The organism is Olivibacter sp. SDN3, assembly GCF_014334135.1.
Classification (GTDB): domain Bacteria; phylum Bacteroidota; class Bacteroidia; order Sphingobacteriales; family Sphingobacteriaceae; genus Olivibacter.
In genome coordinates this window covers 624,442-650,406 of record NZ_CP060497.1, presented here as the reverse complement: position 1 = coordinate 650,406, position 25,965 = coordinate 624,442, and the positions used below count along the sequence as shown (strand labels likewise).

The window sequence follows — 25,965 nt, the reverse complement described above, 5'->3', positions numbered from 1 at the left end:
TTTATTTAAAATTAATTTATGGCCAATTTTGTCGATGATAATTTTCTACTGCAGTCAACTATAGCTGAACAATTATTTCATGAATATGCAAAGGATTTACCGATCATAGATTATCATTCTCATCTTCCTCCTGATGTGATAGCAAAAAATGAAAATTTCGAAAATATTACTAAGTTATGGCTAGCTGGAGATCATTACAAGTGGCGCGCTCAACGTGTTTTGGGGGTGGAAGAACGATTTATTACAGGTAGCACATCCGACTTGGAGAAATTCAGGGTATGGGCAGCATGTGTGCCCTATACGTTAAGGAATCCGCTGTATCATTGGACACATATGGAGCTTAAAAATCCGTTTGGGATTAAGGAACTATTAAATGAGGCTAATGCGGATGAAGTTTACAGTGCAACGGGGGAACAGCTAAAAGGTGCAGCCTTTACACCGAAGGGCTTTCTGAACAATTTCAACGTAGAGATGGTGGGAACCACAGATGATCCGCTATCCTCCCTGACTGATCATCAAGTAATTGCCGAGTCGTCCTACAATGTGAAAATATTGCCTTCTTTTCGACCAGATAAAGTTTTTGATATTGCTAAAGGAGATACTTATCGGGCTTATATATCCGATCTGGAACAAGTCTCAGCAATTGCTATTAAGGATTTGGGTAGCTTACTAGCTGCTTTGCAGCAACGAGTAGATTATTTCCATGCTAAAGGATGTAGAATTGCGGATCACGGCCTTTCGCACATGCCTACCATTAAGTATTCTGTTAGTGCTATAGAAAGCGTGTTTCTGGAGGTGCTTGAAGGGAATGACAATAAAGCAAGTGAATTTCAGGAGGTGTTTACGGGGTACGTGTTAAATGCCTTATGCGGGATGTATGCTGCTAAAAATTGGGTGCAGCAGTTTCACTTAGGGGCACTACGAAACAACAATACACGTAAGCTGGCTGAACTTGGAGCAGATACGGGGTATGATTCAATAGGTGATTATGCGCAGGCGGTAAACCTATCGGCTTTTTTAAATGCATTGGAGGAAAAAGAAGTATTAGCAAAAACTATTATTTATAACCTTAATGGTTCGGATAACGATATTTTCGCTGCAATGACAGGTAATTTTCAATCTGAAGGAATCCGGGGGAAAATACAGTTTGGTTCTGGATGGTGGTTTATGGATCAACTGCACGGTATGACTGATCAGATGAATAGCCTGTCCAATATAGGTCTGATTTCCTGTTTTGTAGGCATGTTAACAGATTCAAGAAGTTTTCTCTCATATTCACGTCACGAGTATTTTAGAAGGTTATTGTGCAATATGTTCGCCGAGGATATAAAAAATGGCCTTTTACCCCATGATCTGGAATGGACTGGCAAGATCATACAGGATATTTGTTATTATAATGCTAAATCCTATTTTGAATTATAAATGGTAGAATTTAAAAATTCTTCGGCTTACTTGATGTTCGCTCGATGAGTGTTGTGTGTAGCTTTATGACCTGATGAGGATCATCGTCTTTACCCTCAACCATATTAATAAGTTTAAGCGCCGCTTGCTCACCAATGGCTATTGCTGGTTGATATATCGTGCTTAACGGAGGATTTAAAGAAGAAGCAAGGTTGGTGTTGGTAAAGCCAATTAGCGCGATGTCTTCAGGTATGTTATAACCTAAATTGCGAATGATACCCACGCTTTGTGTGCTGATTTGGTCACTTGTAGTTAGTATAGCGTTGGGAGGAGCGGGAAGAGCCATTAGTTGTTCAATAGCCTCTACAATGCTTTTTTGTAGCGTAGTTGAATTCTGAAAGTCGCAAGGCTTTATATAATCGGGATTAACAGTAATTTGATGTTGTTTTAGTGCTTTTTCATAACCCTCAAGGCGTTCGATATTGATGTTTAAAAGCGTATTACTATGAAGTAAGGCTATGCGATGGTATCCATTTTTTATCAAATGTTCAGTAGCTTGATAAGCTGCCTCTAAATTATCGATACTTACTTTTGGTACTTCCAGTTCATCATTAAAGCGATCAAATAGCACAATAGGAAGGCCGGCATGTAAAAATGTTTTGAGATGATCAACGTTGGTGGTTTCAGAGGCAGGAGATACCAAAAGCCCATCAATAGATCTAGCCTGTAATAATTCTATGCATTTTTTTTCCTGCTCATGAGATTCTTTGCTCTGCATTATCATAATGCTGTAACCACGGGCATTACAGGCACTATCTATGCCATTTAGCATTTGTGAAACAAAAGTATTGTCAATAGAACAAATAACAACACCTATCGACCTGCTTTTACCTTCTTTTAGACTCTTAGCTATCGTATTTGGTTGATAACCTACCTTTTTTGCATAGCTGTTAACTTTTCTTTTTGTTTTATCACTAATCTCATAACTATCTCTTAGTGCCTTTGAAACGGTAGACGTTGATAATTTCAACGCGTTTGCAATGTCTCGGAGTGTTACACTGTTATTTGTCATGATATTCCTAATCTATAGCTGTTTCGCTAAATACTAAATAATTAGAGGTTGAAGATACGCCAATCTTTTGGATAATAATTATTTATTCTATTCGGCAGTACTTTCATCCAACCCAGAGCAAAGCCATGATAACATGCTAAAGCCCAGCCCGAAATGGATGTTTCAATAGCTATATCTGCTTTCCTCAGATACTGTAAAGCAGTTGTTAAAGATAATTCTACTTTTTGTATATGTGTATGTTGATAATTACTTAGTGCTAACTCATGATGGGGGATGACATCCCGTTTGTTTACTTTTCCCACCTTTGTGCCTACCTTTTTTAGGTATAGTACATTTTGTATGATCTGTAAGGCTGTTAGCTGATGCCTTGGAAACAAGAGAATATCCTCTTTGAACGAAAATAGTGTTGAGTCGATATCCGCTTTTATCCAGTTTCTGAAAATAGAACTGTCGACCTGGTTTTGTTGGCTCTTTATCTTTTTTCTGTTGAAAGTGTGTTGAGACTCTTTTTTTATAAAACAACTTGTAAAAAAGCCCTCTCCTTTTAGTTTTCCGGGATAAAACCGATAGCCATAACATTGGTGTTTGGGCGATAGTGTTTCGTCAATGCCCCAGTTACTATCAATAGGTATTTGAATACTTTCCATGTCGTAATGATCACAAAGCCAATCGGCAATCGCTTCATTTTCTTCGACTGAATAGGAGCAAGTAGAATAAATGAGTATGCCGTTTTCTTTTAAAGCAATCAAACTGTCGGCTAATATGCGCTGCTGTCTTTGGCTGCAAAGCTTTACGGATTCTTCTGACCATTGATTAATCGTTTGTGGATCTTTTCTAAACATCCCAGAACCAGAGCACGGTGCATCAACTAACATTAGGTCAAAGTATCCAGGTAATCTACTGAAAGAAGCCGGGTCATTATTGGTCACTATGGTATTGATGTTGCCCCATTTGGTAAGATTGTCGGCCAAGGTGCCTACTCGGGTTTTGATGATTTCGTTGGCAACGAGTAAACTATCGGAGTGAAGGGTGCTGTTAAGTAATGTACTTTTTCCTCCTGGAGCGGCACATAAATCCAATACGATGGAAGGAGTTTTGTCTGGTAGAATCGTTTTAATGATATGAGAGATAAACATGGAAGAGGCTTCCTGTACATAATAGGTGCCTGCATGAAATAAGGGGTCTAATGTGAAAACTGGTCTTGCATTTAAATAGTACCCCTCTTTACACCAAGGTACATTTGATAGATTGTTGAAAGCACCGCTTTGTTTTGCAGGATTAATTCTAACAGAGGTTATTTGTTCCCCGGTTTCGTGCTCCTGTATAAATTGCTCAGCATTAATGTGGAATTCACGCTGTAGATCTGCCACTAATTTATGAGGGAGAAAATTTGCCATAGTGGCTACAAACTTAGATAAAAAGGTTTGTAATCCATTTTTTTTTCGCTTCGGGCACGTAGTATGTTTCGTTTTTATGGTCATGGTCTGCTGGGGGCGATCTAATGGTGAAAAAATAATTTATTTGATTTACAGTGATTTGCGGATCTGGGTCAAAAAAAAGTGGGGAAGTATTTGGCGGTACGGTATAAGTGCGTATCTTTGCACTCCGCAAACGAAGGGATGCGGTTGTTTTTTGAGGTTTCCGGGGTCTTGGGGTGTTTTTTGGGGAGTTTTCCCCTGTGGGCCGGGCCGGGAAAAAAAAACAGAAAAAATATTTTGCGGGTACGGAAAAGTTTTCTACCTTTGCAGCCCCGGAAGGGGGATTGATGTACCTGGGGCTTTGATGGCCGAGGGATACAGCGGAAGCCGAAGCGCGAAGCGGGGGCGTAAGAGTTCTTTAATAGAAGAGAAATGATTCATGTAGCGCAGCGGGGTTCGCACCGGTCGGGTCGGAAGACAAGAAAAGATCGGGGCCGCCTCGCTACAGAGGAGAGGGTCCGGATCGCGAACATTCATTATACAATGGAGAGTTTGATCCTGGCTCAGGATGAACGCTAGCGGCAGGCCTAATACATGCAAGTCGGACGGGATCCGGGGGTAGCTTGCTACCTTCGGTGAGAGTGGCGCACGGGTGCGTAACGCGTGAGCAACCTGCCCATTCCAGGGGGATAGCCCGGAGAAATCCGGATTAACACCGCATACGACCGTTTCACCGCATGGTGCTACGGTGAAATATTGATAGGGAATGGATGGGCTCGCGTGACATTAGCTGGTTGGCGGGGTAACGGCCCACCAAGGCGACGATGTCTAGGGGCTCTGAGAGGAGAATCCCCCACACTGGTACTGAGACACGGACCAGACTCCTACGGGAGGCAGCAGTAAGGGATATTGGTCAATGGAGGCAACTCTGAACCAGCCATGCCGCGTGCAGGAAGACGGCCCTACGGGTTGTAAACTGCTTTTGTACGGGAATAACCCCCTTTACGTGTAAAGGGCTGAATGTACCGTAAGAATAAGGATCGGCTAACTCCGTGCCAGCAGCCGCGGTAATACGGAGGATCCGAGCGTTATCCGGAATTATTGGGTTTAAAGGGTGCGTAGGCGGCATGCTAAGTCAGGGGTGAAAGACGGTGGCTCAACCATCGCAGTGCCTTTGATACTGGCGTGCTTGAATGTACTTGAGGTAGGCGGAATGTGGCAAGTAGCGGTGAAATGCATAGATATGCCACAGAACACCGATTGCGAAGGCAGCTTACTAAGGTATGATTGACGCTGAGGCACGAAAGCGTGGGGATCGAACAGGATTAGATACCCTGGTAGTCCACGCCCTAAACGATGAACACTCGATGTCGGCGATAGACAGTCGGCGTCCAAGCGAAAGCGTTAAGTGTTCCACCTGGGGAGTACGCCCGCAAGGGTGAAACTCAAAGGAATTGACGGGGGCCCGCACAAGCGGAGGAGCATGTGGTTTAATTCGATGATACGCGAGGAACCTTACCCGGGCTTGAAAGTTAGCGGCGTGGCCAGAGATGGTCATTCCCTTCGGGGCGCGAAACTAGGTGCTGCATGGCTGTCGTCAGCTCGTGCCGTGAGGTGTTGGGTTAAGTCCCGCAACGAGCGCAACCCCTGTGGATAGTTGCCAGCATTTAAAGGTGGGGACTCTATCCAGACTGCCTGTGCAAACAGTGAGGAAGGCGGGGACGACGTCAAGTCATCATGGCCCTTACGTCCGGGGCTACACACGTGCTACAATGGCCGGTACAGAGGGCCGCTAGACCGCAAGGTCATGCCAATCTCGGAAAGCCGGTCACAGTTCGGATCGGGGTCTGCAACTCGACCCCGTGAAGTTGGATTCGCTAGTAATCGCGTATCAGCAATGACGCGGTGAATACGTTCCCGGGCCTTGTACACACCGCCCGTCAAGCCATGAAAGCTGGGGGTACCTGAAGCATGTAACCGTACAGGAGCGTGTTAGGGTAAAACCGGTAATTGGGGCTAAGTCGTAACAAGGTAGCCGTACCGGAAGGTGCGGCTGGAATACCTCCTTTCTGGAGTGCCCGCCGGTGCACCCGCTGCGCCATGAAGATTTCTTTTGAAGATACAGAACAGAATTAGGAAAGAGGAAGCAGTACCCTCCCCTACCGGGGTACCGGAGCAGAAGAGAAGAAGAGTGCAGTCCCGTAGCTCAGTTGGTTAGAGCACTACACTGATAATGTAGGGGTCAGCAGTTCAAATCTGCTCGGGACTACCAGACGGGGGATTAGCTCAGCTGGCTAGAGCACCTGCCTTGCACGCAGGGGGTCAACGGTTCGAATCCGTTATTCTCCACGATTTCCGGTGATTGTACCGGGATAGAAGTTCTTTGACATATTGGAAGAAAAAAAACACGAGAGAAGACAACAGCAGGGCCGTGCCTTTGGTGCACGGCCCGGACAAAGGCATCCCGGCAGGCGCAAAAGGCTGCCGGGAGAAGAAAGTAAGAAAGGGCACACGGGGGATGCCTAGGCTCTCAGAGGCGAAGAAGGACGTGATAAGCTGCGATAAGCGCCGGGGATCTGCAAATAAGAGCCGATCCGGTGATTTCCGAATGGGGAAACCTGGCATGTTGAAGACATGCCGTATATAACGCGAACGCGCTGAACTGAAACATCTAAGTAGGCGCAGGAAGAGAAAATAACAATGATTTCCTGAGTAGTGGCGAGCGAAAGGGAAAGAGCCCAAACCGTTGCTGTTACGGCAGCAGCGGGGTTGTAGGACCGCGACGTGGTACAATCCGAAGAAGTGGAAAGGTCTGGGAAGGCCTGCCGTAGAGCATGAGAGCTGCGTACACGTAATGGAGATTGACCTAGCGGGATCCTGAGTACCGCGGGGTCGGAGACGCCCTGTGGGAATCCGGCGGCACCATCCGCCAAGGCTAAATACTCCTGAGAGACCGATAGTGAACCAGTACCGTGAGGGAAAGGTGAAAAGAACCCCGAACAGGGGAGTGAAACAGAACCTGAAACCGTGTGCTTACAAGCGGTCGGAGCCGGCAGGTCCGGTGACGGCGTGCCTTTTGCATAATGAGCCTACGAGTTACTCTTCACTGGCAAGGTTAAGTGGTTAAGCCACGCAGCCGAAGCGAAAGCGAGTCTGAACAGGGCGCAGAGTCAGTGGAGGTAGACGCGAAACCTTGTGATCTACCCATGGGCAGGTTGAAGGTGCGGTAACACGTACTGGAGGACCGAACCGATAAACGTTGAAAAGTTTCCGGATGACCTGTGGGTAGGGGTGAAAGGCTAATCAAACTGGGAAATAGCTCGTACTCCCCGAAATGTTTTTAGGAACAGCGTGGACATGTAGTCTGACAGAGGTAGAGCTACCGATTGGGTGCGGGGGAGTCACATCCTACCAAATCCAGACGAACTCCGAATACTGTTCAGATATGGTCTGCAGTGAGGCTCCGGGTGCTAAGGTCCGGGGCCGAGAGGGAAAGAACCCAGACCACCTGCTAAGGTCCCCAAGTGTGTGCTAAGTTGAACTAACGAGGTCCGGTTGCCCAGACAGCTAGGATGTTGGCTTGGAAGCAGCCATTCATTTAAAGAGTGCGTAACAGCTCACTAGTCGAGCGGCCGGGCGTGGATAATAAACGGGCATCAAGCACACCACCGAAGCAGTGGGATATATGAATATATCGGTAGGGGAGCATTCCATCGGGGGCGAAGCGGAGCGGCGATGCGCCGTGGACCTGATGGAAAAGCAAATGTAGGCATAAGTAACGATAAGGCGGGCGAGAAACCCGCCCACCGAAAGACCAAGGTTTCCTGATCAACGCTAATCGGATCAGGGTCAGTCGGGACCTAACGCGAAACCCGAAAGGGGAAGTGGATGGACAACCGGTTAACATTCCGGTACTCTTTATAACTGCGATGTGGTGACGGAGCAGTGACACTGCCGCGCACTGACGGAATAGTGCGTTGAAGGCTTTAGGTACAGGACCGGCAGGCAAATCCGCCGGTACTGCTGAAGGCCGATAGTACGGCAAACCTTCGGGGGCGCCGATAGCGCAGGTAATCAGACTTCCGAGAAAACCCGCTAAGCTCCAGGTTATAAAGACCCGTACCGCAAACCGACACAGGTGGTCGAGGAGAGAATCCTAAGGTGCTCGAGTGAATCATGGCTAAGGAACTCGGCAAAATGGCCCTGTAACTTCGGGAGAAGGGGCGCTTCCTCAAGCGATTGAGAAGCCGCAGTGAAAAGGCCCAGGCGACTGTTTAACAAAAACATATGGCTTTGCCAAATCGAAAGATGACGTATAAGGCCTGACACCTGCCCGGTGCCGGAAGGTTAAGAGGGGATGTCAACCTTCGGGTGAAGCATTGAATCGAAGCCCCGGTAAACGGCGGCCGTAACTATAACGGTCCTAAGGTAGCGAAATTCCTTGTCGGGTAAGTTCCGACCTGCACGAATGGTGTAACGATCTGGGCGCTGTCTCGGCCATGAGCTCGGTGAAATTGTGGTATCGGTGAAGACGCCGGTTACCCGCAACGGGACGGAAAGACCCCATGAACCTTCACTATAGCTTAACATTGGTACTGGGTGCAGGATGTGTAGGATAGGCGGGAGATATTGAAGCGCGTTCGCCAGGATGCGCGGAATCGCCCTTGAAATACCGCCCTTTCTGTATCCGGTTCCTAATCCGCTATTTGCGGAGACATTGTTTGGTGGGTAGTTTGACTGGGGTGGTCGCCTCCAAAAAGGTAACGGAGGCTTTCAAAGGTAAGCTCAGTACGCTTGGTAACCGTACGCGGAGTGCAATGGCAAAAGCTTGCTTGACTGTGGGACATACAGGTCGAACAGGGTCGAAAGACGGACATAGTGATCCGGTGGTTCTGCATGGAAGGGCCATCGCTCAAAGGATAAAAGGTACTCTGGGGATAACAGGCTGATCTCCCCCAAGAGCTCATATCGACGGGGAGGTTTGGCACCTCGATGTCGGCTCGTCACATCCTGGGGCTGGAGAAGGTCCCAAGGGTTCGGCTGTTCGCCGATTAAAGTGGCACGCGAGCTGGGTTCAGAACGTCGCGAGACAGTTCGGTCCCTATCTGTTGTGGGCGTTGGAAGTTTGAGCGGGGCTGACCTTAGTACGAGAGGACCGGGTTGGACCAGCCGCTGGTGAATCTGTTATGCCGCCAGGTGTACCGCAGAGTAGCTATGCTGGGAATAGATAAGCGCTGAAAGCATCTAAGTGCGAAACTAGCCGCGAGATGAGACTTCCTTACAGGGCCGTAGCAGACTACTACGTCGATAGGCGGCAGGTGTAAAGGTAGAGATACCATAGCCGAGCCGTACTAATAGCCCGAAGCTTTCTCAAGCAGGGAACAGGGCTGTTGTCTTCCCGTATTTTTTTCTTCCGGTATATGTCTATATAAGGTATTCAGGTGCCTATATCGGCGGTGTCCACCTCTTTCCATCCCGAACAGAGCAGTTAAGCCCGCCAGAGCCGATGGTACTGCGGTAACACGTGGGAGAGTAGGTCGGTGCCCATTTTCACAGCCCCGCTGCACGTGCAGCGGGGCTTTTTGCGTTAACGGGCCCCCGCTGCCCCAACGTTCCCTCCCCCCGGGGCAGGGGCCCCTCATTCCCCGCCGGGATGTTCGTATGCGTCAGTTGTGAGCTCTGTGAAGACCGAATGTTTAAAATGCTCTAATATTTCCTTTTTAACTAGGTGATTTTCCCAACCTTTACTTGAAGTCCTCTTCCGATTAAGATATCGAATCCTATGTAAAAGGATTTTTATAAGATATATATGTAGATATGCACAATTAATATTATTTTTAGTGCACACATAATATGAAGATGCATGAAATTTAGCAGAAACCTACTTTTTATCGCCTTATTTATTTTTCCATATATCTGCTTTTCTCAAAGTGAACGCCCAAAACCAAACTGGCAAAACCTCGATCTGGAACAAGATGGAGTTCCGGGTATGAGTACTGAAAAAGCTTACAATGAATTGTTAGTTAATAAAGAAAGTACAACCACTATCGTTGCTGTTATTGATGGAGGCGTGGACGTACACCATGAGGATTTGAAGGCTAAGGTATGGGAAAATGAAGGAGAGATGGTTAATGATAGTACGGATAATGATGAAAATGGTTATATAGACGATAAGTATGGGTGGAATTTTATTGGTAATAAAAATGGTGAGAATGTTGAATATGATAATCTAGAAGTACTGAGGTTGGTGAGAGAACTGCACCCAAAATATGTTTCCGTATTGCCAACAACTCCACTTACGGAGGAAGAACGAAGGGATTTTTTGGCTTATCAGAAGATGAATACCGATTATATGAGTAGATTACAAATTGCTCAATTAACGGAACGTGCGATTAAAGCCTTTAAATTACACGTTGATTCCATTGTTAAACACATTGATAAAGACACCATAACAATCACTGACATAAAAGCTTATAAGGCTACAAATAAGGATGAGGGTAGGGCCTTATCGATGGTTAATAAAAGTTTACGCGACAAATCTGATTTCAATAGCTTTTATGAAGAATTGGTGGCGGGTGTAAAATATTATGAAAACCAAGTGAATTATCATTTAAATATGGATTATGATTCTAGATCTATTGTAGGAGACACGTACAGTGACAGTGAAGAACAATTTTATGGTAATGCTGATGTAATAGGGCCAGATGCTAAGCATGGTACACATGTAGCTGGTATAATAGCGGCTGATAGGAATAACGGGATAGGGATTAAAGGTGTTGCAGATGATGTGAATGTAATGGTATTAAGGGTGGTTCCGAATGGCGACGAACGTGATAAAGATGTAGCTAACGCTATTACCTATGCGGTGGATATGGGAGCTAAAATTATTAATATGAGTTTTGGGAAAGCATATGTGAAGGATAAGCAGGTGGTGGATAAAGCGGTTAAATATGCTATGGAGCAGGATGTTTTGCTAGTTCATGCAGCAGGTAACGAAGGCAAGGATAATGATGTTTCGCCGAATTACCCTAATAAAAATTATGTAGATAGTTTGGGAATAAATATGGGAATTGCTTCCGCATGGATTGAGGTAGGGGCCACTGGATGGAAATATGACGCGTATTTAGTGGCCGATTTTTCTAATTATGGAAAGCGTAGTGTGGATGTTTTTGCTCCCGGTGTAGATATAAGCTCTACTATCCCCCATTCAAAATATAAGGAGGAACAAGGTACAAGTATGGCTGCGCCAATGGTAAGCGGCCTTGCAGCTTTGATTAGGTCGTATTATCCTAATTTTAAAGCGAGCGAAGTAAAAAAGATTATCCTGGATTCGGTAGTTAAACCTACACATAGTGTACGTGTTATGCAAAATGGGAGCAAACGTAAAGTGGCCTTGTCTGATATTAGTGTAACAGGTGGGATTGTGAATGTCTACAACGCCTTGGTTTTAGCAGAGAAATTAAGCGATTGATCGATAAGACAGTAATATTGATACAATATGTCTACTTTTTCTGCGTTAATTAATTATAAATCACTACTTAAAAAAAGAAAATATATGGTTGAAACTTTTACACCGAAAATTACTAAGTGCCTTGGTAAAAAAAATCACATTGATGATGATTTGCAGTTAAACGCCGAGGATAGGTTGTTCTATGCTTTGCTGGATGAACCTATGGATCAATTATTGCAAGTGCCTTCTGATGATAGTGTTAGAGCGATTTTAAAATTCTCCGGCGATTATCTTTCTTGATTTTTAGCAGTTTGGGATTGTTTTTTTACTTTTGCCTGTAAAAGAGATGTATTTTTTACTGGTAAATGGAATTTTTTTGTTTTAGGTTTTGTCTATGCTAAAGAAAGATCGCTATCGTGAATTTGTGGCATATTTTTCATCCCATAATCCCGATGCTCAGACGGAATTAAATTATAGTAATCCTTATGAATTGCTGGTAGCGGTAATTTTATCTGCACAATGCACAGACAAACGGATTAATCAAGTTACACCTAAGCTATTCGAGCGATTTCCAGATGCGAACACCTTGTCTTTCGCTTCTCCTCAAGAAGTTTTTACTTACATAAAAAGTGTAAGTTACCCGAACAATAAAGCAAAGCACCTTGTGGGCATGGCTAAGATGTTAATAGAAAGTTTTGGAGGAGTAATACCTTCTGATGTAAAGGAACTACAAAAATTACCTGGTGTTGGCCGAAAAACAGCAAATGTTATAGCTTCTGTGATCTATGATGCGCCGGCTATGGCTGTTGATACACATGTTTTTCGAGTGGCGAATCGTATAGGACTAACAAGTAATGCTACAACACCTTTGGCCGTAGAGAAGCAATTGGTTAAATTTCTACCGAAAGATACCTTAGCAATTGCACATCATTGGTTGATATTACATGGACGTTATATCTGCTTGGCAAGAAAACCTAAATGTGAGTTATGTCCGATAACCTATATGTGTAAATATTACGAAAGGCAATTTTTAAGTAATAAAGTTTCTCTCAACGTCATTAAGGAGAGTAATGGATAGTCTCTTTCTCATAAGAGCAAGATTTTAAATATTTTTACTAATTAAATTAGTATTTTTTATAAAATAATTGTATTTTTGATCAAAAAATTAGATATGAGCAATCAAGATAAGTTAAAGGCCTTACAGTTAACACTCGATAAATTAGAAAAGTCTTATGGTAAGGGTACCATCATGAAATTAGGTGATTCTGCTGTGGAGCCTATAGATGCTATTTCTACCGGATCTTTAGGCCTTGATATTGCATTGGGAATTGGGGGAGTTCCAAAAGGCCGGGTCATTGAGATATATGGACCTGAATCTTCAGGTAAAACTACTTTGGCAACTCATATTATTGCGGAGGCACAGAAAAAAGGAGGAATAGCAGCTATCATAGATGCTGAACACGCTTTTGATAAGTACTATGCGCGTAAGCTTGGTGTAGATATTGATAACCTATTGATTTCACAACCAGATAATGGGGAGCAGGCGCTGGAAATTGCTGATAATTTGATACGGTCCGGGGCTATTGACGTTATCGTAATAGACTCGGTAGCAGCCTTGGTGCCTAAAGGGGAAATTGAGGGTGAGATGGGTGATTCTAAAATGGGCTTGCAAGCTAGATTGATGTCGCAAGCTTTACGTAAGCTCACAGGAACCATATCAAAAACAAATTGCTGCTGTATATTTATTAACCAGCTTCGTGAAAAAATTGGTGTAATGTTTGGTAATCCCGAAACGACAACAGGCGGGAACGCTTTGAAATTCTATGCTTCCGTACGTTTAGATATACGCAGAACTTCACAGATTAAAGATGCAGATGAAGTTGCCGGGAATAGGGTAAAGGTGAAGATTGTGAAAAATAAAGTTGCTCCACCTTTTCGGATAGCGGAGTTCGATATTATGTTCGGAGAAGGAATCTCAAAAGTTGGTGAAATTATAGACCTAGGTGTAGATTTTAATGTGATTAAAAAGTCTGGATCTTGGTTCAGCTATGGAGATACTAAGCTTGGCCAGGGGAGAGATGCTGTTAAAACTTTATTGTTAGACAATCCCGATTTAATGGAAGAGCTTGAAGTGAAAATTAAGGAAATGATTTCTCCAGATAAACTGGAAGAGATTTGATTTTCTTTTTGAAGAACAGTTTATATTAAAATAAAGATGTCCGCTGCCTACGTAAAGCATCGGGCATTTTATTTTTAATCCCCTACCTGTTCATATTTTTTTCTGTCTAATTCACTTTTACTTGCTTTCAACGAGACGGCAATAGCAAAAATGACCAAAATAACAATAATGAATATTCCGTAAATACGCTTCTGCTTATCTTTTCGTATTAACCAAATTAGAAAGGTTATTAAAGGTAAGGCAAAGATGCTAAAGAATATAATACTAGGTGTTCCCATGTTATATGCGTTGTAAGGTTAACGTGTATATTAGTTTTTAGCTATACCCCATCTTGCTAGTGGAGCAATATCCTGTGTTACAAAGTCTCCTTGGAGATATTTATAATACCCTGCTATAGAAATCATCGCAGCGTTATCTGTACAATATTCAAATTTAGGAATAAATACTTTCCAATTTTCACTTGCCGCAATTTCCAAGAGCGTATTTCTCAAACCTGAATTAGCTGATACGCCCCCTGCAATAGCTATATTTTTTATTTTTGTTTCATTGGCGGCCAATTTAAGTTTCTTTAATAGAATGCTAACAATTCGAGATTGTACAGAAGCGCAAAGGTCATGTATATTTTCTTCAATAAACAGCGGATTTTTGGAAAGTCGTTGCTGCACAAAATAGAGTATGGACGTCTTTAGACCGCTAAAGCTAAAATCGAGCCCTTTGATTTGAGGTTCTGGAAAAGTAAATTTTTCAGAATTCCCCGTCTTCGCATATTTGTCGATTAATGGCCCTCCAGGATAAGGTAAATTTAAGATTTTCGCAGTTTTGTCAAATGCTTCTCCCGCAGCGTCATCAATTGTTTGACCAATTAATTCCATATCAAAAAAGTCATTTACTTGCACAATTTGTGTATGTCCTCCTGAAACTGTAAGACACAAAAATGGAAAACTAGGCTTTGGGTCGTCTATGAAATGAGCTAATATATGTGCTTGCATATGGTTTACCTCTATCAGCGGAATATGTTGAGCCAATGCAAAAGCTTTTGCAAATGATGTTCCAACAAGGAGCGATCCAAGTAATCCGGGCCCTCGGGTAAAAGCTATAGCATCTATCTCATTTTTATGTATTTTTGCTTCTTGTATAGCTGCATCAACCGTTGGTATAATATTTTGTTGATGTGCGCGAGAAGCAAGTTCAGGGATAACACCACCAAACTTTTCGTGTACCGTTTGGTTAGCAATAATATTTGATCGTATTTTACCGTCTATACAGATAGAGGCAGAAGTTTCATCGCAAGAGGATTCGATACCTAGAATGGTTGCCAAAACACAGATTGTTAAATAATTTATTTACAAATTTATTAAAAAAGTAGCAAAAATAGCATTATATGTTTTAACAGGAATAATTCTTCTTGTGATAACACTATTATTTGCTTTGCAGTTTAGCGGCGTACAGACCTTTTTGACAAAGAAGGTAGCGGCATATCTTTCTAAAGAACTGGGAACTACCATCACCGTAGAAGGTGTTTATTTTAGGCCTTTTTCATCTTTAAGATTAGATAAAGTATATATCGAAGACTTAGATCAAGACACATTACTGTATATTAATGAGCTCAACGCTAACATCGATCTTCATAAAGTGGGTAGTGGACAGCTGATCATGAATGATGTATCACTTTCGAATGCACAGTTTTACTTAAAAAAAGTACAAGACTCGACCAGTAATTTAACATTTATTATAGATTATTTCAAGTCGTCTAAGGAAAAGACAGATCAAAGTTCTTTTAATGTTCAGTTGAAAACCTTGTCTCTCAAGTCTGTGGATTTTAAGTATAAAAATTATTTAGCAACTGAATCTTTAAAGGGCGTTAACTTTAATGATATCGATCTTTTCGGTCTTAGTGGAGAACTTACAAATATTGATTTTGAAAACCATTTATTTCAGGCATCGATAAAAAATTTACGGCTGACAGAAAAAAGTGGTTTTGTTTTAAAGAAATTGGAGGGACTGGTTACTGTGGACCGTGATAATATGGAGTTTAAAGAACTCTATGTCCAAACGAACCAAAGCACATTCGGGGAGTATATCAAATTTAGTTATAACGATTTTTCTGATTTTTCCGATTTTATTAATAAGGTAAATGTCCAGGCTGATATTAAAGATGCTAGAATAAATTCAACCGATATTGAGTTTTTTGCACCTTCGATAGAGGTTACTAAATTTAATCTTGGTGTAAGTGGCACCGTCTCGGGAAAGGTAAACAGCTTCGTAGGTAATAAGATGCTTATAAAAGGAGGACAAGCGACCTATTTTCGAGGTGACATAAAAGTAACGGGTTTGCCCAGTATCGACCATACCATTTTTGATCTAAATATTGAGCAAATTGCTTCGAATAAAAAGGACTTAGATAAATTAGTGGGAGATTTTAGTGGTAGGAAAGAGGAAGTATTGCCTGCATTTCTTTCACAGCTGGGGCAAATTAATTATTCGGGTAAACTTATAGGATTATATAATGATTTTCAGATTGATGGAGCATTAAAGACAAAAATTGGACAATTAGATGCTGATCTGGAAATTTCTTTAAAAGATAACAACATGTATCGGGGACGTATAGCCTCAGAGTCATTCGACATAGGAGAGATTATAGGGAACAAAAGTGAAATCGGGATTGCTGCATTTCAATTAGCGGTAGATGGTAATGGGTTCAATTTGAATGAGATTAACGCGAATATTGATGGGGAAGTTAAAAGCCTGAATTTTAAAAAATATACTTACCATAATATTAAACTAGAAGGAGATGTCATTGATAATTTTATTCTGGGGCGCTTAGCTATCAATGATAGCAATCTGAACCTGGAAGTAGAAGGAAAGGTAAATTTTGCAGAAGAATTGCCCCAATACGATTTGATTGCCGCAATTGAAAAAGCGGATCTAAAAGCAATAGGATTTTATAAAGATAGTTTAACTATTGAAGGGCATATAAAAACTAAATTTGCAGGTAATAATCTCAACAATATCGTTGGAGAGACGAGCCTAAAACAAATAGTGCTTAGAATGCCATCTTATTCTACAAGCATTGATTCTCTGGTGCTCACCGCGAATAATATAGGTGTTGAAAGACATATAACGATCTCATCAGATATCGCAGATGTCGTTCTGAACGGCGAGATAGACTTAAATAACTTCCCCGCATATTTTAAATCTATAATAAAAAAGTATATTCCTTCCTGGAAAGAAGAGTTGAACACCGGAGATCAATCTTTTGATTTTGCACTGCGCTTAAAACGTGCAGAACCACTAATGATGCTTTTTTTTCCATCAATCCAAATACCAGACACTGTTATCTTAAACGGTAAGTTTTCGACAGACGATAGTGTCGCAAACCTGAATGGTTATATTCCGATGTTAGAGATTGGAAAAATTAAAGTGAAAGATATTATTCTGGATGAGGTAGCAATGGACGAATCTTTGCATTTAACCCTAACTGCTGATCGAGTTAACATAACCGATAGCTTGTACGTTAAAAATATCAATATCTCAAATATTTTGAGTGACGATAGTCTAAGGTTTAATGTTAAATTATCTGATATCGATGCAAATAATCAGCTTGATTTGAATGGTTTGGTTGAATTTAGGGAAAATGAAAGACTGCTGTTAAGTCTATTGCCGTCTAACGTTATCATTAATAGAGAGGATTGGAAACTAGAAGATCGAGTTAATTTTGATTTTATCGATGGGCGTACACAGATTAAAAATTTTGAACTTGCCAATGGGGCCCAAAATGTGAAAATTAATGGCTGGATCTCAAAGGATCCAAGTGACGTTCTTGATGTAAAATTTGAAAAATTTGATCTGAGTACACTGGCGGGCTTAACTAATCCCTTAGGGATTAATCTGCAAGGTAAATTAAATGGTGATTTTCAATTGGTCTCAGTGTTTAAAAACCCCTATATCTCAGCAGATGTAAATTCTTCAGATATCGTTTATAATGATCGGGGTATTGGTGATATGACACTGTTGGCTGAGATGGATCCTGCTACCAATTTGGTAGGATTGGATATGAAAATTCAATATCAAGGAGCGGAAACGCTGAAAATAAAAGGCTCGTATGATGCTGTCGCACAAGAAAACAGTCTAAAATTAAACGCTGCATTGGAAGATAGTGAGATTGTACTTTTTGAACCCTTTCTGAAGAAGTTGGTCTCGGATTTGGAGGGAACGGTTTCAGCGGATATTCAAATAGACGGAACACCGTTGAACCCAATAATAAGTGGCGATTGTCAATTTAATCAGGCCAGTTTTACGGTTAACTATTTACAAACACGTTATACCATTAACGATAAAGTAGCTGTTAATAATAGCAGTATTGAGCTGGATAATTTAACAATCCTTGATGAGAATGAGCATAAGGCAATAGCAACCGGAAGAGTTGATATGAGTACCCCCTTGGATCCCAATATTGAGGTCGAAGTAAAAGCAGAGAACTTTATGGTACTTAATACAACAGCCAAAGATAACGCATTGTATTATGGTAAGGCTTTTGGATCTGGAGATTTTTCATTCAAAGGGTTAACCAGTAGTATGGATATTGATATCAAGGCTTCAACGGAAGAGGGAACAGTATTTAATATCCCGTTAAACGCTTCAGGAACAGTAAGCGAAAATGAGTTTATAACGTTTGTTTCCAAAGATTCTACTTTTAGTGCCTCCAAAAGTTCCTATTTTGACGGGTTAACATTGCATATTGATCTGGATATTACTAGAAATGCCGAGGCTAATATATTTACAGATTTGGGTAAATTATCTGGAACAGGTAATGGTAATATAACCATGAATATAACCAGTTTAGGTGATTTTGAAATGTTTGGTGACTATGTGATTCAGCAAGGTAAATTTACTTTTACTGCACAAGACTTTATCAATAAAATCTTTGAAATAAGTAGGGGGGGGACGATCCGCTGGACGGGTAACCCTGTTGAGGCACTGATTAATTTAACGGCAATTTATGAAGTGAGGACAAGTGTTAGGCCGTTATATGTTGCAGCAGGACGAGCAGGAACCGATCAAAGAGTCGTAGCGCAGGCGGAGATGATTTTAGGTGGAAACCTTCTCCATCCGGAGATAAGTTTCGCTATTGATTTTCCGATCGATTCATACGTTAAAGATGAGTTACAGAACTACTTTAGTGATGCAAACAATGTTAATCAACAGGCATTGAGTCTGATTGTAAGGCGTAGTTTCGCACCTGGAACAGGGACTGATCTTACCACAGAGCTAAATAATACCTTTTTGAGCGCCGGCACAGAACTGGCTTTCAATCAGTTAAATAATGTGATTTCGCAATCGTTAAATCTAAACTTTGTTGATTTTAATATCCGATCACTGAATGAAGCAAGCGCTTCCATTAGATTGTTAAATAATCGTTTGATGTTAACTGGCGGTGTTACCGATAGACGGGGAGAACTAAATGATTTTAATTTATTTAGTAATCAAGTAGCAAGTGATGTTGAGGCACTTTTTTTAATTCGTAAAAATGGTAACCTCCTGTTGCGGGCTTCTAATCGGCTGAATAATAGAAATTTCTTAAATCCCAATGATGAGTATGTTAGTGCTTTAGGCTTAGTTTATAGGCAAGAATTTGATACGGTGGGAGAGTTTTTTCGACGCATGTTTTTATTAAATAGGAAGAAGAAGGACAATGAAGATGATACTACTGAAGAAATATCGGCGGAAGAAAAATCGTCTAGCGCAGTCCAAGGTAGCAGGGTGAATTAATAACAAATCAAGAAGGAGCTGTCTAAAAAGCCCTATTAATAGAAGATCCCCGATACTGAAAAAGTGTCGGGGATTTTTATTTTTTGTCCTAAAAAACAGTTATTTTTAGGTGCACCCAAACAATATGGCAAACATACTATTCAAAGCATTACCGTCCAACAGTCCGAGCCTGTTTCCGGAAGATATTTTTGCAAAGATCCCAGAGAACCACCCGGTACGTCTGGTAAATGCAGTGGTTGACAGACTGAACATCGACCACATCATAGGACAGTACAAAGGTGGCGGCACGAGCAGTTTCCATCCGCGTATGATGATCAAAGTGCTGTTCTATGCCTATCTGGGCAACATCTATTCGTGCCGCAGGATAGAAAAGGCCTTACAGGAGAATATCTATTTCATGTGGCTTTCGGGCCACAGTGCACCGGATTACCGAACGATCAACCACTTCCGTGGCAAAAGACTTAAAGGGCATATCCATTCCCTTTTTGCCGATGTTGTCCGTTTGCTTGCCGAACTGGGCTATGTAAGCCTAAAGGTCCAGTACATAGACGGTACAAAGATTGAATCGGCGGCAGGCCGTTACACTTTTGTATGGAAAGGTTCGGTGGAAAAGAACAAAGCAAAACTGGAAAATAAAATACAGTCGGTCCTCTCGGACATTGAATCACAGATAAAACAGGACCAATCGGAACTGGGCAGGGATGAAACACCCAAACCTATTAAGAGCAATGAGCTCAGGGACAGACTTTCTTTACTGAACGAAAAGCTCAAAGCAACAGCAAAACCTACCCAAAAACAGCTTAAAAAGCTGCGGGAAGAACATCTTCCAAGGCTGGAAAAGTACGAAAAGCAATTGGCTACACTGGGGGAAAGGAACAGTTACAGCAAAACCGATGAAGATGCCACCTTCATGCGGCTGAAAGATGACCACATGCAGAACGGGCAGCTCAAACCGGCCTACAACACGCAGATCAGTACGGAAGAACAGTTCATCACCCACTACAGTATCCACCAGACAAGCACCGATACCACCACATTGGAAGACCATCTTGATAGCTTCGAAGATCAATATAACAGGCAGAGCGATGTGGTGGTGGCCGATGCCGGTTACGGAAGTGAAGAGAACTATGAAATGCTGGAATCAAAGAACATAGAAGGTTACGTGAAATATAATTACTTCCACAAAGAGCAGAAACGCAACCAGAGGAACAATCCTTTTCTATTACAGAACCTGTATTATCATAAAGAGCAGGACTTCTATGTGTGCCCGATGGGACAGAAGATGGAGTTTGCCGGTAAGGGAATACGCAAAAGCACCAATGGATATAGTTCCCGGGTGAGCTATTACAGGGCCGAACGCTGTGAAGGCTGCCCGCTTCGGGGCAGTGCCATAAAGCGCAGGGAAACAGGATCATCGAAGTCAACCACCGGTTGAACGAACTGAAGACCAGGGCACGCGAACGTCTAACATCGGAAACAGGAAAGTACCACCGGAGTAAACGCCCCATAGAAGTGGAGGCGGTCTTCGGACAGATGAAAAGCAACAACAGATTCAACAGGTTAACCATGAGGGGGCTTGAAAAGGTCGATATTGAGTTCGCCCTGATGTGTATAGGGCATAACCTGAGAAAATGGTCGAAAAAGCTCCTGAAAACAACTTCGTCAGGCCCAAACAACGAACCTAAATACAATAATCCCCTTATTTATGACCCCAAATGGATAAACTACTGCTATCAACCATTGGTCGCATAGAGTAACATCCTAAAACCGATAGACTCTACAGGTAGATACAAAAAGAAAGAAGGCGCCCTTTTTAGACGCCTTCTTCTTGATTTGTTATGGCCGTGTATCTCGTATCTAAGTGTTCTTCATAATAGTGTGTCCCATTTTGTCTCTTTTAGTGCGTAAATAGAGCTCGTTATGCTTGTTAGAAGCTATTTCAATAGGTACATTTTCAACTACTTCAAGGCCGTATCCAACAAGCCCCGCACGTTTGGTTGGATTATTAGACATTAATTTCATTTTGGTTACGCCTAAATTGCGTAGAATTTGTGCGCCAATACCATAATCGCGAAGGTCTGGGCTGAAACCCAGTTGAACGTTTGCGTCCACGGTATCTAAGCCATTTTCCTGGAGATTATACGCGTGTAATTTATTGATTAATCCTATGCCCCTACCTTCTTGATTCATATATACGATAACTCCTTTCCCTTCTTTTTCTATCATTTCCATTGCTTTGTGAAGCTGGTGGCCACAATCGCATCTGCAAGATCCAAAGATATCACCTGTTAAACAGGAGCTGTGTACCCTAACCAATATCGGTTCATCAGGTTCCCAAGCTCCTTTAACGAGTGCCAAGTGTTGTTCTCCTGTGTTTTTTTGTTTATAAGCAACTAAGTTAAAATCTCCCCATTCGGTGGGCAATTTAACGGAAACTTCTTTATTGATAAGGGAATCTTTTGTAAGGCGATATTCAATCAAATCTTCAATAGAAACAATCTTGAGATTGAATTTCTTAGCTACCTCAATCAAGTCGGGTAAACGGGCCATTTCGCCATCTTCTTTCAGGATCTCTACAAGGACGCCAGCAGGCTCTAATCCTGCTAAGCGAGCTAAGTCGACGGCAGCTTCAGTATGGCCGGTACGGCGTAGTACACCTCCGTCTTTTGCTATTAGTGGGAAAATGTGTCCCGGTCGACCAAGCTCTTCTGGTTTAATATCTGGATTTATTAACGCTTGTATAGTTTTCGATCTATCGGATGCCGATATACCGGTAGTACATCCATATCCTTGTAAATCAACCGAAACGGTAAAGTTTGTTTCATAAACAGCCGTATTTTGGCCCACCATAGGGTGTAAATCTAACTCGCGGCATCTTTGTTCTGTTAAAGGAGCGCATACTAGGCCTCTACCATGGGTTATCATGAAGTTAATGACTTCTGGTGTTGCTTTGCTGGCTGCAGCAATAAAATCTCCCTCATTTTCCCTATCCTCGTCGTCAACTACTATGATGACCTTCCCGGCCTTAATATCCTCGATCGCCTCTTCGATCGTGTTTAAATGAAAATTCATTACTTTATATGATGTTAAAATTATACAAAGATAAGATTGTTAAAGTTGACGTGCATAATGGAAAAGTCATGTTAGCAGGTGTTCTTTATACACATCTAATCTTTTCTTTTGAATTTGCTTTTGAATTTGTTGAGAAATTTTTTTAATGCAATTTTATAATTTTCTACGTCGAAAAGAGCAGAATCTGTTGCTGCCTTGTATGTAAGAAATATACCTAACGGTGTTAGAACAATGATTGCTGTCCATATGCCCAATACAGGATCTATATTGCCTTCTTTTGCAGATTTTTCTGCTACAGTTGATATGATATGATAAATTAAGAAAAAGATGATCGCCATGACAACAGGCAGTCCTAAACCACCTTTTCTGATAATGGCTCCTAAAGGAGCGCCTATGGAGAATAATAACAAACAAGATGCAGCTAAAGTGAATTTTTTCTGATATTCGATAATGTATCGAATAATCGTCAAGGTATAGTCTTTATCTGATTTCGCTTTCATATCAAGTGTCTCTTTTATATAACGGATATCTGTCAGCGAATTTCCTAACGCTATTAACCGCTTATCTGCTGGAATAATATCTTTAAACGTTTGATCGTAAGTTATCGGTGCTCCAATTTCTTTCTTATTTTGGCTAGCTTGATAGGAGTTTAATAACTTGTAGTTTGATTTTACCTCATTAAAAATAGTGTTCCGTATACTGTCTAATTTTTGTGATGTGGAGTCAGTGTAATATTTTAGCTGCTTTAAATTCAGCATCATAGAATTGCTTCGAAATAACTCTTGATCAGTTCTTTTCATCTGAAAAGTAGACATGTCAAATTTTTGCTCCGTTTGTTCAAAATAGTAACGCGTATACTGTTGTCTGGGGTTATACGATCGATCGCCCGCAGTCGATTCTTCGTAACGCACACCGTCTTTCAATTTCAAAATCATGTAGTTGTTATCTCGAGAATTGTACATGACACCCTCTTTTGCCAACAATACATTTGTGCCTCTCGATATGTTACCATGTTGATAGATGATTAGGTTGTATAGCACGGTGCCATCTTTGTTTTTATTCTGCGCACGTATAGAGTAACCGGGGATACTATTGTTGAAAATACCGTCTTTAATTAAGAAATCAGCTTTCTTGTTTCTCACATCATAGAGCAAAGAACCCATCTTCAAATTGGTAATGGGAAGGATATAATCGCTAAAAAAGAACGAACCAACACTGATCATGCCCACTAGAATAATTAAAGGCATCATCGCCTTACGCAGTGATACGCCTGCAGCTTTAATAGCAACTAACTCATAACTTTCCCCTAAATTTCCGAAGGTCATGATTGATGATAGTAACATGGCGAGGGGCATGGCCATAGAAATTTGAGCTGCCGAAGCGTACCAGAGCAGTTCTAAAATTACATACCATTCAAATCCTTTACCAATTAAGTCGTCGATGTATTTGAACAAAAATAACATCAACAGCACAAACATTACAATGAAAAATGTAACGATAAAAGGCCTGATGAATGCTTTTAATACGAGTGTGTGAATTTTTTTCATTAAAAATGACCGCTGTTCTACTCTTCTACTTCACATACTCTTACTGTCGCAGAGATATGTATCTTACAGATACAAAGATAAGAAATTTACGCGCCTAATACACGTAACAGGTATTGTACCTGATTTTTCCAAATTAACTTTCTCTCCGCTTCATTATCTTCTGTAGTAAAATCGGTAATTGCTAAGGCCACGTCGTTTGTTAATTCGTCTTGAATAATTTCCAATTCGAAGTAATAAGGTGTATCGTCTAACCAAGCAAATTTGACACTTTTATTTTCTTTAGCACTGACCAGTTTAGCAGGATGCGTTTCGTTGTCCCATATAAAATTGAATTTATTATCTTGATAGATTACATCGTCCGCAAACCATTGAGACAACCCATTAGGTTCACTAATGAATGAATATAATATTTTGGGTGATGACCTCACCTCGTATTCTAATTGTAATTTTCTTTTCTCTGTCATAATGGTTTAGGATAATAAACGCTCCATAAAATACTTTTTAAACTTTTTTTCTAAAGAAAAGGAAAATAAACTATATTTGCAAACCCAAAAGGCGGGGTAGCTCAGATGGTTAGAGCGCAGGATTCATAACCCTGAGGTCGGCAGTTCGATCCTGCTCCCCGCTACTTTTAAAGGAAAGTCGAACCACAGGCTTTCCTTTTTTGTTAAGGTACTTTATGGTAGATACTCTATTGTCCTTCCAATATACGAATCAAATCGTCATTGATATAAAAAACTTCTCGTCCTTCTTTTGACGGTGTGAGTATTCGCGCTGCGACAAGTTCATTGACATATTTTGTCAAAGTTGTTCTGGAGGATATCTGTAGTATGTCGCCGATCAACTTTGGTTTGATATAGGGTTGACTAAACAGCAGTTCATTTACTTCTTTATTATACCATTTGATATTTGACTTACCGTATTCCAATGTAGTTTCCATCTGATCCAGTATACTGTTGATGAGTTGATTGGTTAAAAGTGCTGTTTTTTCAACTGCATCCAGCATATAGAGTACCCATGGTTTCCAACTCCCACGCTGAGTAACGGCACCTAAATTATAATAATAATCATCTTTGTGTACGATGATATATTTGGAAAGATACAAGACCGGTTGATCCAAGAGACCTTGATTGACCAAGTAGAGCAGGTTTAATATCCGACCTGTACGACCATTTCCGTCAGGAAAAGGGTGTATGGCTTCAAATTGATAGTGTGCTATACACATTTTGAGTAATGGGTCAGTGTCGGACAGCTTATCATCATTCAGATAGTCCAATAGATTTCCCATTAGTCGTTCTACAAGACCGACTCCTCTTGGAGGAGTGTATATAATCTCCCCTGATCTAAATTCGCTTTGCCCACGTTGAATGACCGTCAATGTATGTGCTGGACGTATGCTGCCAGATGTATTTTTGATCTGTCGGAAAATAGCAATTATACTTTCAAGGTCGATATCGTTTTTTTCCTTTACACGTTGATATCCCTCCCAAAGTGCTTCCCTATACCTCAAAACCTCTTTTGTGGCAGGATTGGCATTTTTTTCCTGAAAGGTATCCGACACAGCTTTATAAAGCTCGTCTTCTGTTGTAAAGATATTTTCTATAGCAGATGACGCTTTGGCTTCCTGAAGAGCAATCGTATTGACCAGCATATAGGGATTGGGCAGACGCCGTACATTACTATTTACCCCTGCCAATGCTCTGGATGCCGTGACCAGTTTTTTCAGAATATCTACGTCATCATCAATGTTCTGCGGAGGCAGGGGCGGAAGATCATTGAAAGGTTTTGTTCTATCGTATGCCATATATGTTCAAATTTAACCTGATACTGGACATATATACAAAGTAATGAAATAAAATGGACATATTTTTAAGATATGTCCATTTTTTATTTGAAAATGGACATACTTAGATTAAGTGTTCATTTGGATGTATTTTCTTGCTTCTGTTATAGCTTTAAAGTCTTCAATGAGGTTCGACTTTCCGCAACTCGACCCTACGAAGGCCAGTGCGATGTGTGCTGGCTTTTTGGTTTAATACCGGTATTTTGTAGCGTAA

The 25,965-nt window shown here is 41.4% G+C and carries 13 protein-coding genes, 3 tRNA genes, 3 rRNA genes and 1 pseudogene; 13 read left to right on the top strand and 7 right to left on the bottom strand.

Features of this window, described 5'->3' with window-relative positions:
• Positions 1-18: 18 nt before the first annotated feature.
• Positions 19-1,422 (top strand): glucuronate isomerase, encoded by a 1,404-nt coding sequence (gene uxaC / locus H8S90_RS02720; protein ID WP_187341075.1) that lies wholly within the window; start codon positions 19-21, stop codon positions 1,420-1,422.
• Between the two features lie 10 nt (positions 1,423-1,432).
• On the opposite strand, the gene H8S90_RS02715 is transcribed toward uxaC, so the two are convergent.
• Both H8S90_RS02715 and H8S90_RS02710 read right to left on the bottom strand, forming a co-directional pair.
• Entirely contained in the window at positions 1,433-2,473 is a 1,041-nt protein-coding gene (locus tag H8S90_RS02715) for a LacI family DNA-binding transcriptional regulator (RefSeq protein WP_187341074.1), read from the bottom strand.
• A 41-nt stretch (positions 2,474-2,514) separates the two neighbouring features.
• The gene (locus tag H8S90_RS02710; RefSeq protein WP_187341073.1) at positions 2,515-3,870 is read right to left on the bottom strand and encodes an RNA methyltransferase; all 1,356 of its coding nucleotides are present in this window, start codon (positions 3,868-3,870) and stop codon (positions 2,515-2,517) included.
• Positions 3,871-4,431: 561 nt separating this feature from the next.
• Between H8S90_RS02710 and H8S90_RS02705 the strand changes: the two genes are divergently transcribed.
• The 9 genes from H8S90_RS02705 to recA all read left to right on the top strand — a co-directional run bounded on the left by H8S90_RS02705 (position 4,432) and on the right by recA (position 13,520).
• Positions 4,432-5,960: ribosomal RNA gene (locus H8S90_RS02705) — 16S ribosomal RNA — on the top strand.
• Positions 5,961-6,086: 126 nt separating this feature from the next.
• Positions 6,087-6,163 (top strand) — tRNA-Ile (locus H8S90_RS02700).
• Positions 6,164-6,166: 3 nt separating this feature from the next.
• Positions 6,167-6,240 (top strand) — tRNA-Ala (locus H8S90_RS02695).
• Positions 6,241-6,382: 142 nt separating this feature from the next.
• Positions 6,383-9,265, top strand: a 23S ribosomal RNA gene (locus H8S90_RS02690).
• 63 nt (positions 9,266-9,328) lie between these two features.
• A 5S ribosomal RNA gene (rrf, locus tag H8S90_RS02685) occupies positions 9,329-9,440 on the top strand.
• Together the 16S, 23S and 5S rRNA genes with 2 tRNA genes alongside form the textbook arrangement of a ribosomal RNA operon.
• Positions 9,441-9,754: 314 nt before the next feature.
• On the top strand, positions 9,755-11,362 hold the full coding sequence (locus H8S90_RS02680; RefSeq protein ID WP_187341072.1) for a S8 family serine peptidase: 1,608 nt from the start codon (positions 9,755-9,757) through the stop codon (positions 11,360-11,362).
• Between the two features lie 27 nt (positions 11,363-11,389).
• Positions 11,390-11,641 (top strand): hypothetical protein, encoded by a 252-nt coding sequence (locus H8S90_RS02675; RefSeq protein ID WP_187341071.1) that lies wholly within the window; start codon positions 11,390-11,392, stop codon positions 11,639-11,641.
• Between the two features lie 94 nt (positions 11,642-11,735).
• Entirely contained in the window at positions 11,736-12,419 is a 684-nt protein-coding gene (gene nth / locus H8S90_RS02670) for an endonuclease III (RefSeq protein WP_187341070.1), read from the top strand.
• A gap of 93 nt (positions 12,420-12,512) precedes the next feature.
• The gene (gene recA / locus H8S90_RS02665; protein ID WP_187341069.1) at positions 12,513-13,520 is read left to right on the top strand and encodes a recombinase RecA; all 1,008 of its coding nucleotides are present in this window, start codon (positions 12,513-12,515) and stop codon (positions 13,518-13,520) included.
• Positions 13,521-13,828: 308 nt separating this feature from the next.
• On the opposite strand, the gene tsaD is transcribed toward recA, so the two are convergent.
• Positions 13,829-14,839, bottom strand: a complete 1,011-nt coding sequence (gene tsaD / locus H8S90_RS02660; protein WP_187341068.1) for a tRNA (adenosine(37)-N6)-threonylcarbamoyltransferase complex transferase subunit TsaD — start codon at positions 14,837-14,839, stop codon at positions 13,829-13,831.
• An 88-nt stretch (positions 14,840-14,927) separates the two neighbouring features.
• On the opposite strand from tsaD, the gene H8S90_RS02655 reads away from it, so the two are divergent.
• Complete coding sequence (locus H8S90_RS02655; protein ID WP_187341067.1) at positions 14,928-19,289, top strand: translocation/assembly module TamB domain-containing protein; 4,362 nt, start codon at positions 14,928-14,930, stop codon at positions 19,287-19,289.
• A 124-nt stretch (positions 19,290-19,413) separates the two neighbouring features.
• Positions 19,414-21,041: pseudogene (locus tag H8S90_RS02650) on the top strand (IS1182 family transposase).
• A 105-nt stretch (positions 21,042-21,146) separates the two neighbouring features.
• Here H8S90_RS02650 and H8S90_RS02645 read toward each other — a convergent pair.
• From H8S90_RS02645 to H8S90_RS02635, 3 genes are all read right to left on the bottom strand, one after another.
• On the bottom strand, positions 21,147-22,361 hold the full coding sequence (locus H8S90_RS02645) for a bifunctional 3,4-dihydroxy-2-butanone-4-phosphate synthase/GTP cyclohydrolase II (protein ID WP_187341066.1): 1,215 nt from the start codon (positions 22,359-22,361) through the stop codon (positions 21,147-21,149).
• Positions 22,362-22,456: 95 nt separating this feature from the next.
• Positions 22,457-23,908, bottom strand: coding sequence for an LptF/LptG family permease (locus H8S90_RS02640; protein WP_187341065.1), 1,452 nt, complete (start codon positions 23,906-23,908; stop codon positions 22,457-22,459).
• A gap of 86 nt (positions 23,909-23,994) precedes the next feature.
• Positions 23,995-24,372, bottom strand: coding sequence for an START-like domain-containing protein (locus H8S90_RS02635; protein ID WP_187341064.1), 378 nt, complete (start codon positions 24,370-24,372; stop codon positions 23,995-23,997).
• Between the two features lie 90 nt (positions 24,373-24,462).
• On the opposite strand from H8S90_RS02635, the gene H8S90_RS02630 reads away from it, so the two are divergent.
• A tRNA-Met gene (locus tag H8S90_RS02630) sits at positions 24,463-24,536 on the top strand.
• A 63-nt stretch (positions 24,537-24,599) separates the two neighbouring features.
• Here H8S90_RS02630 and H8S90_RS02625 read toward each other — a convergent pair.
• Positions 24,600-25,712 (bottom strand): Fic family protein, encoded by a 1,113-nt coding sequence (locus tag H8S90_RS02625; RefSeq protein WP_187341063.1) that lies wholly within the window; start codon positions 25,710-25,712, stop codon positions 24,600-24,602.
• Positions 25,713-25,965: the final 253 nt, after the last annotated feature.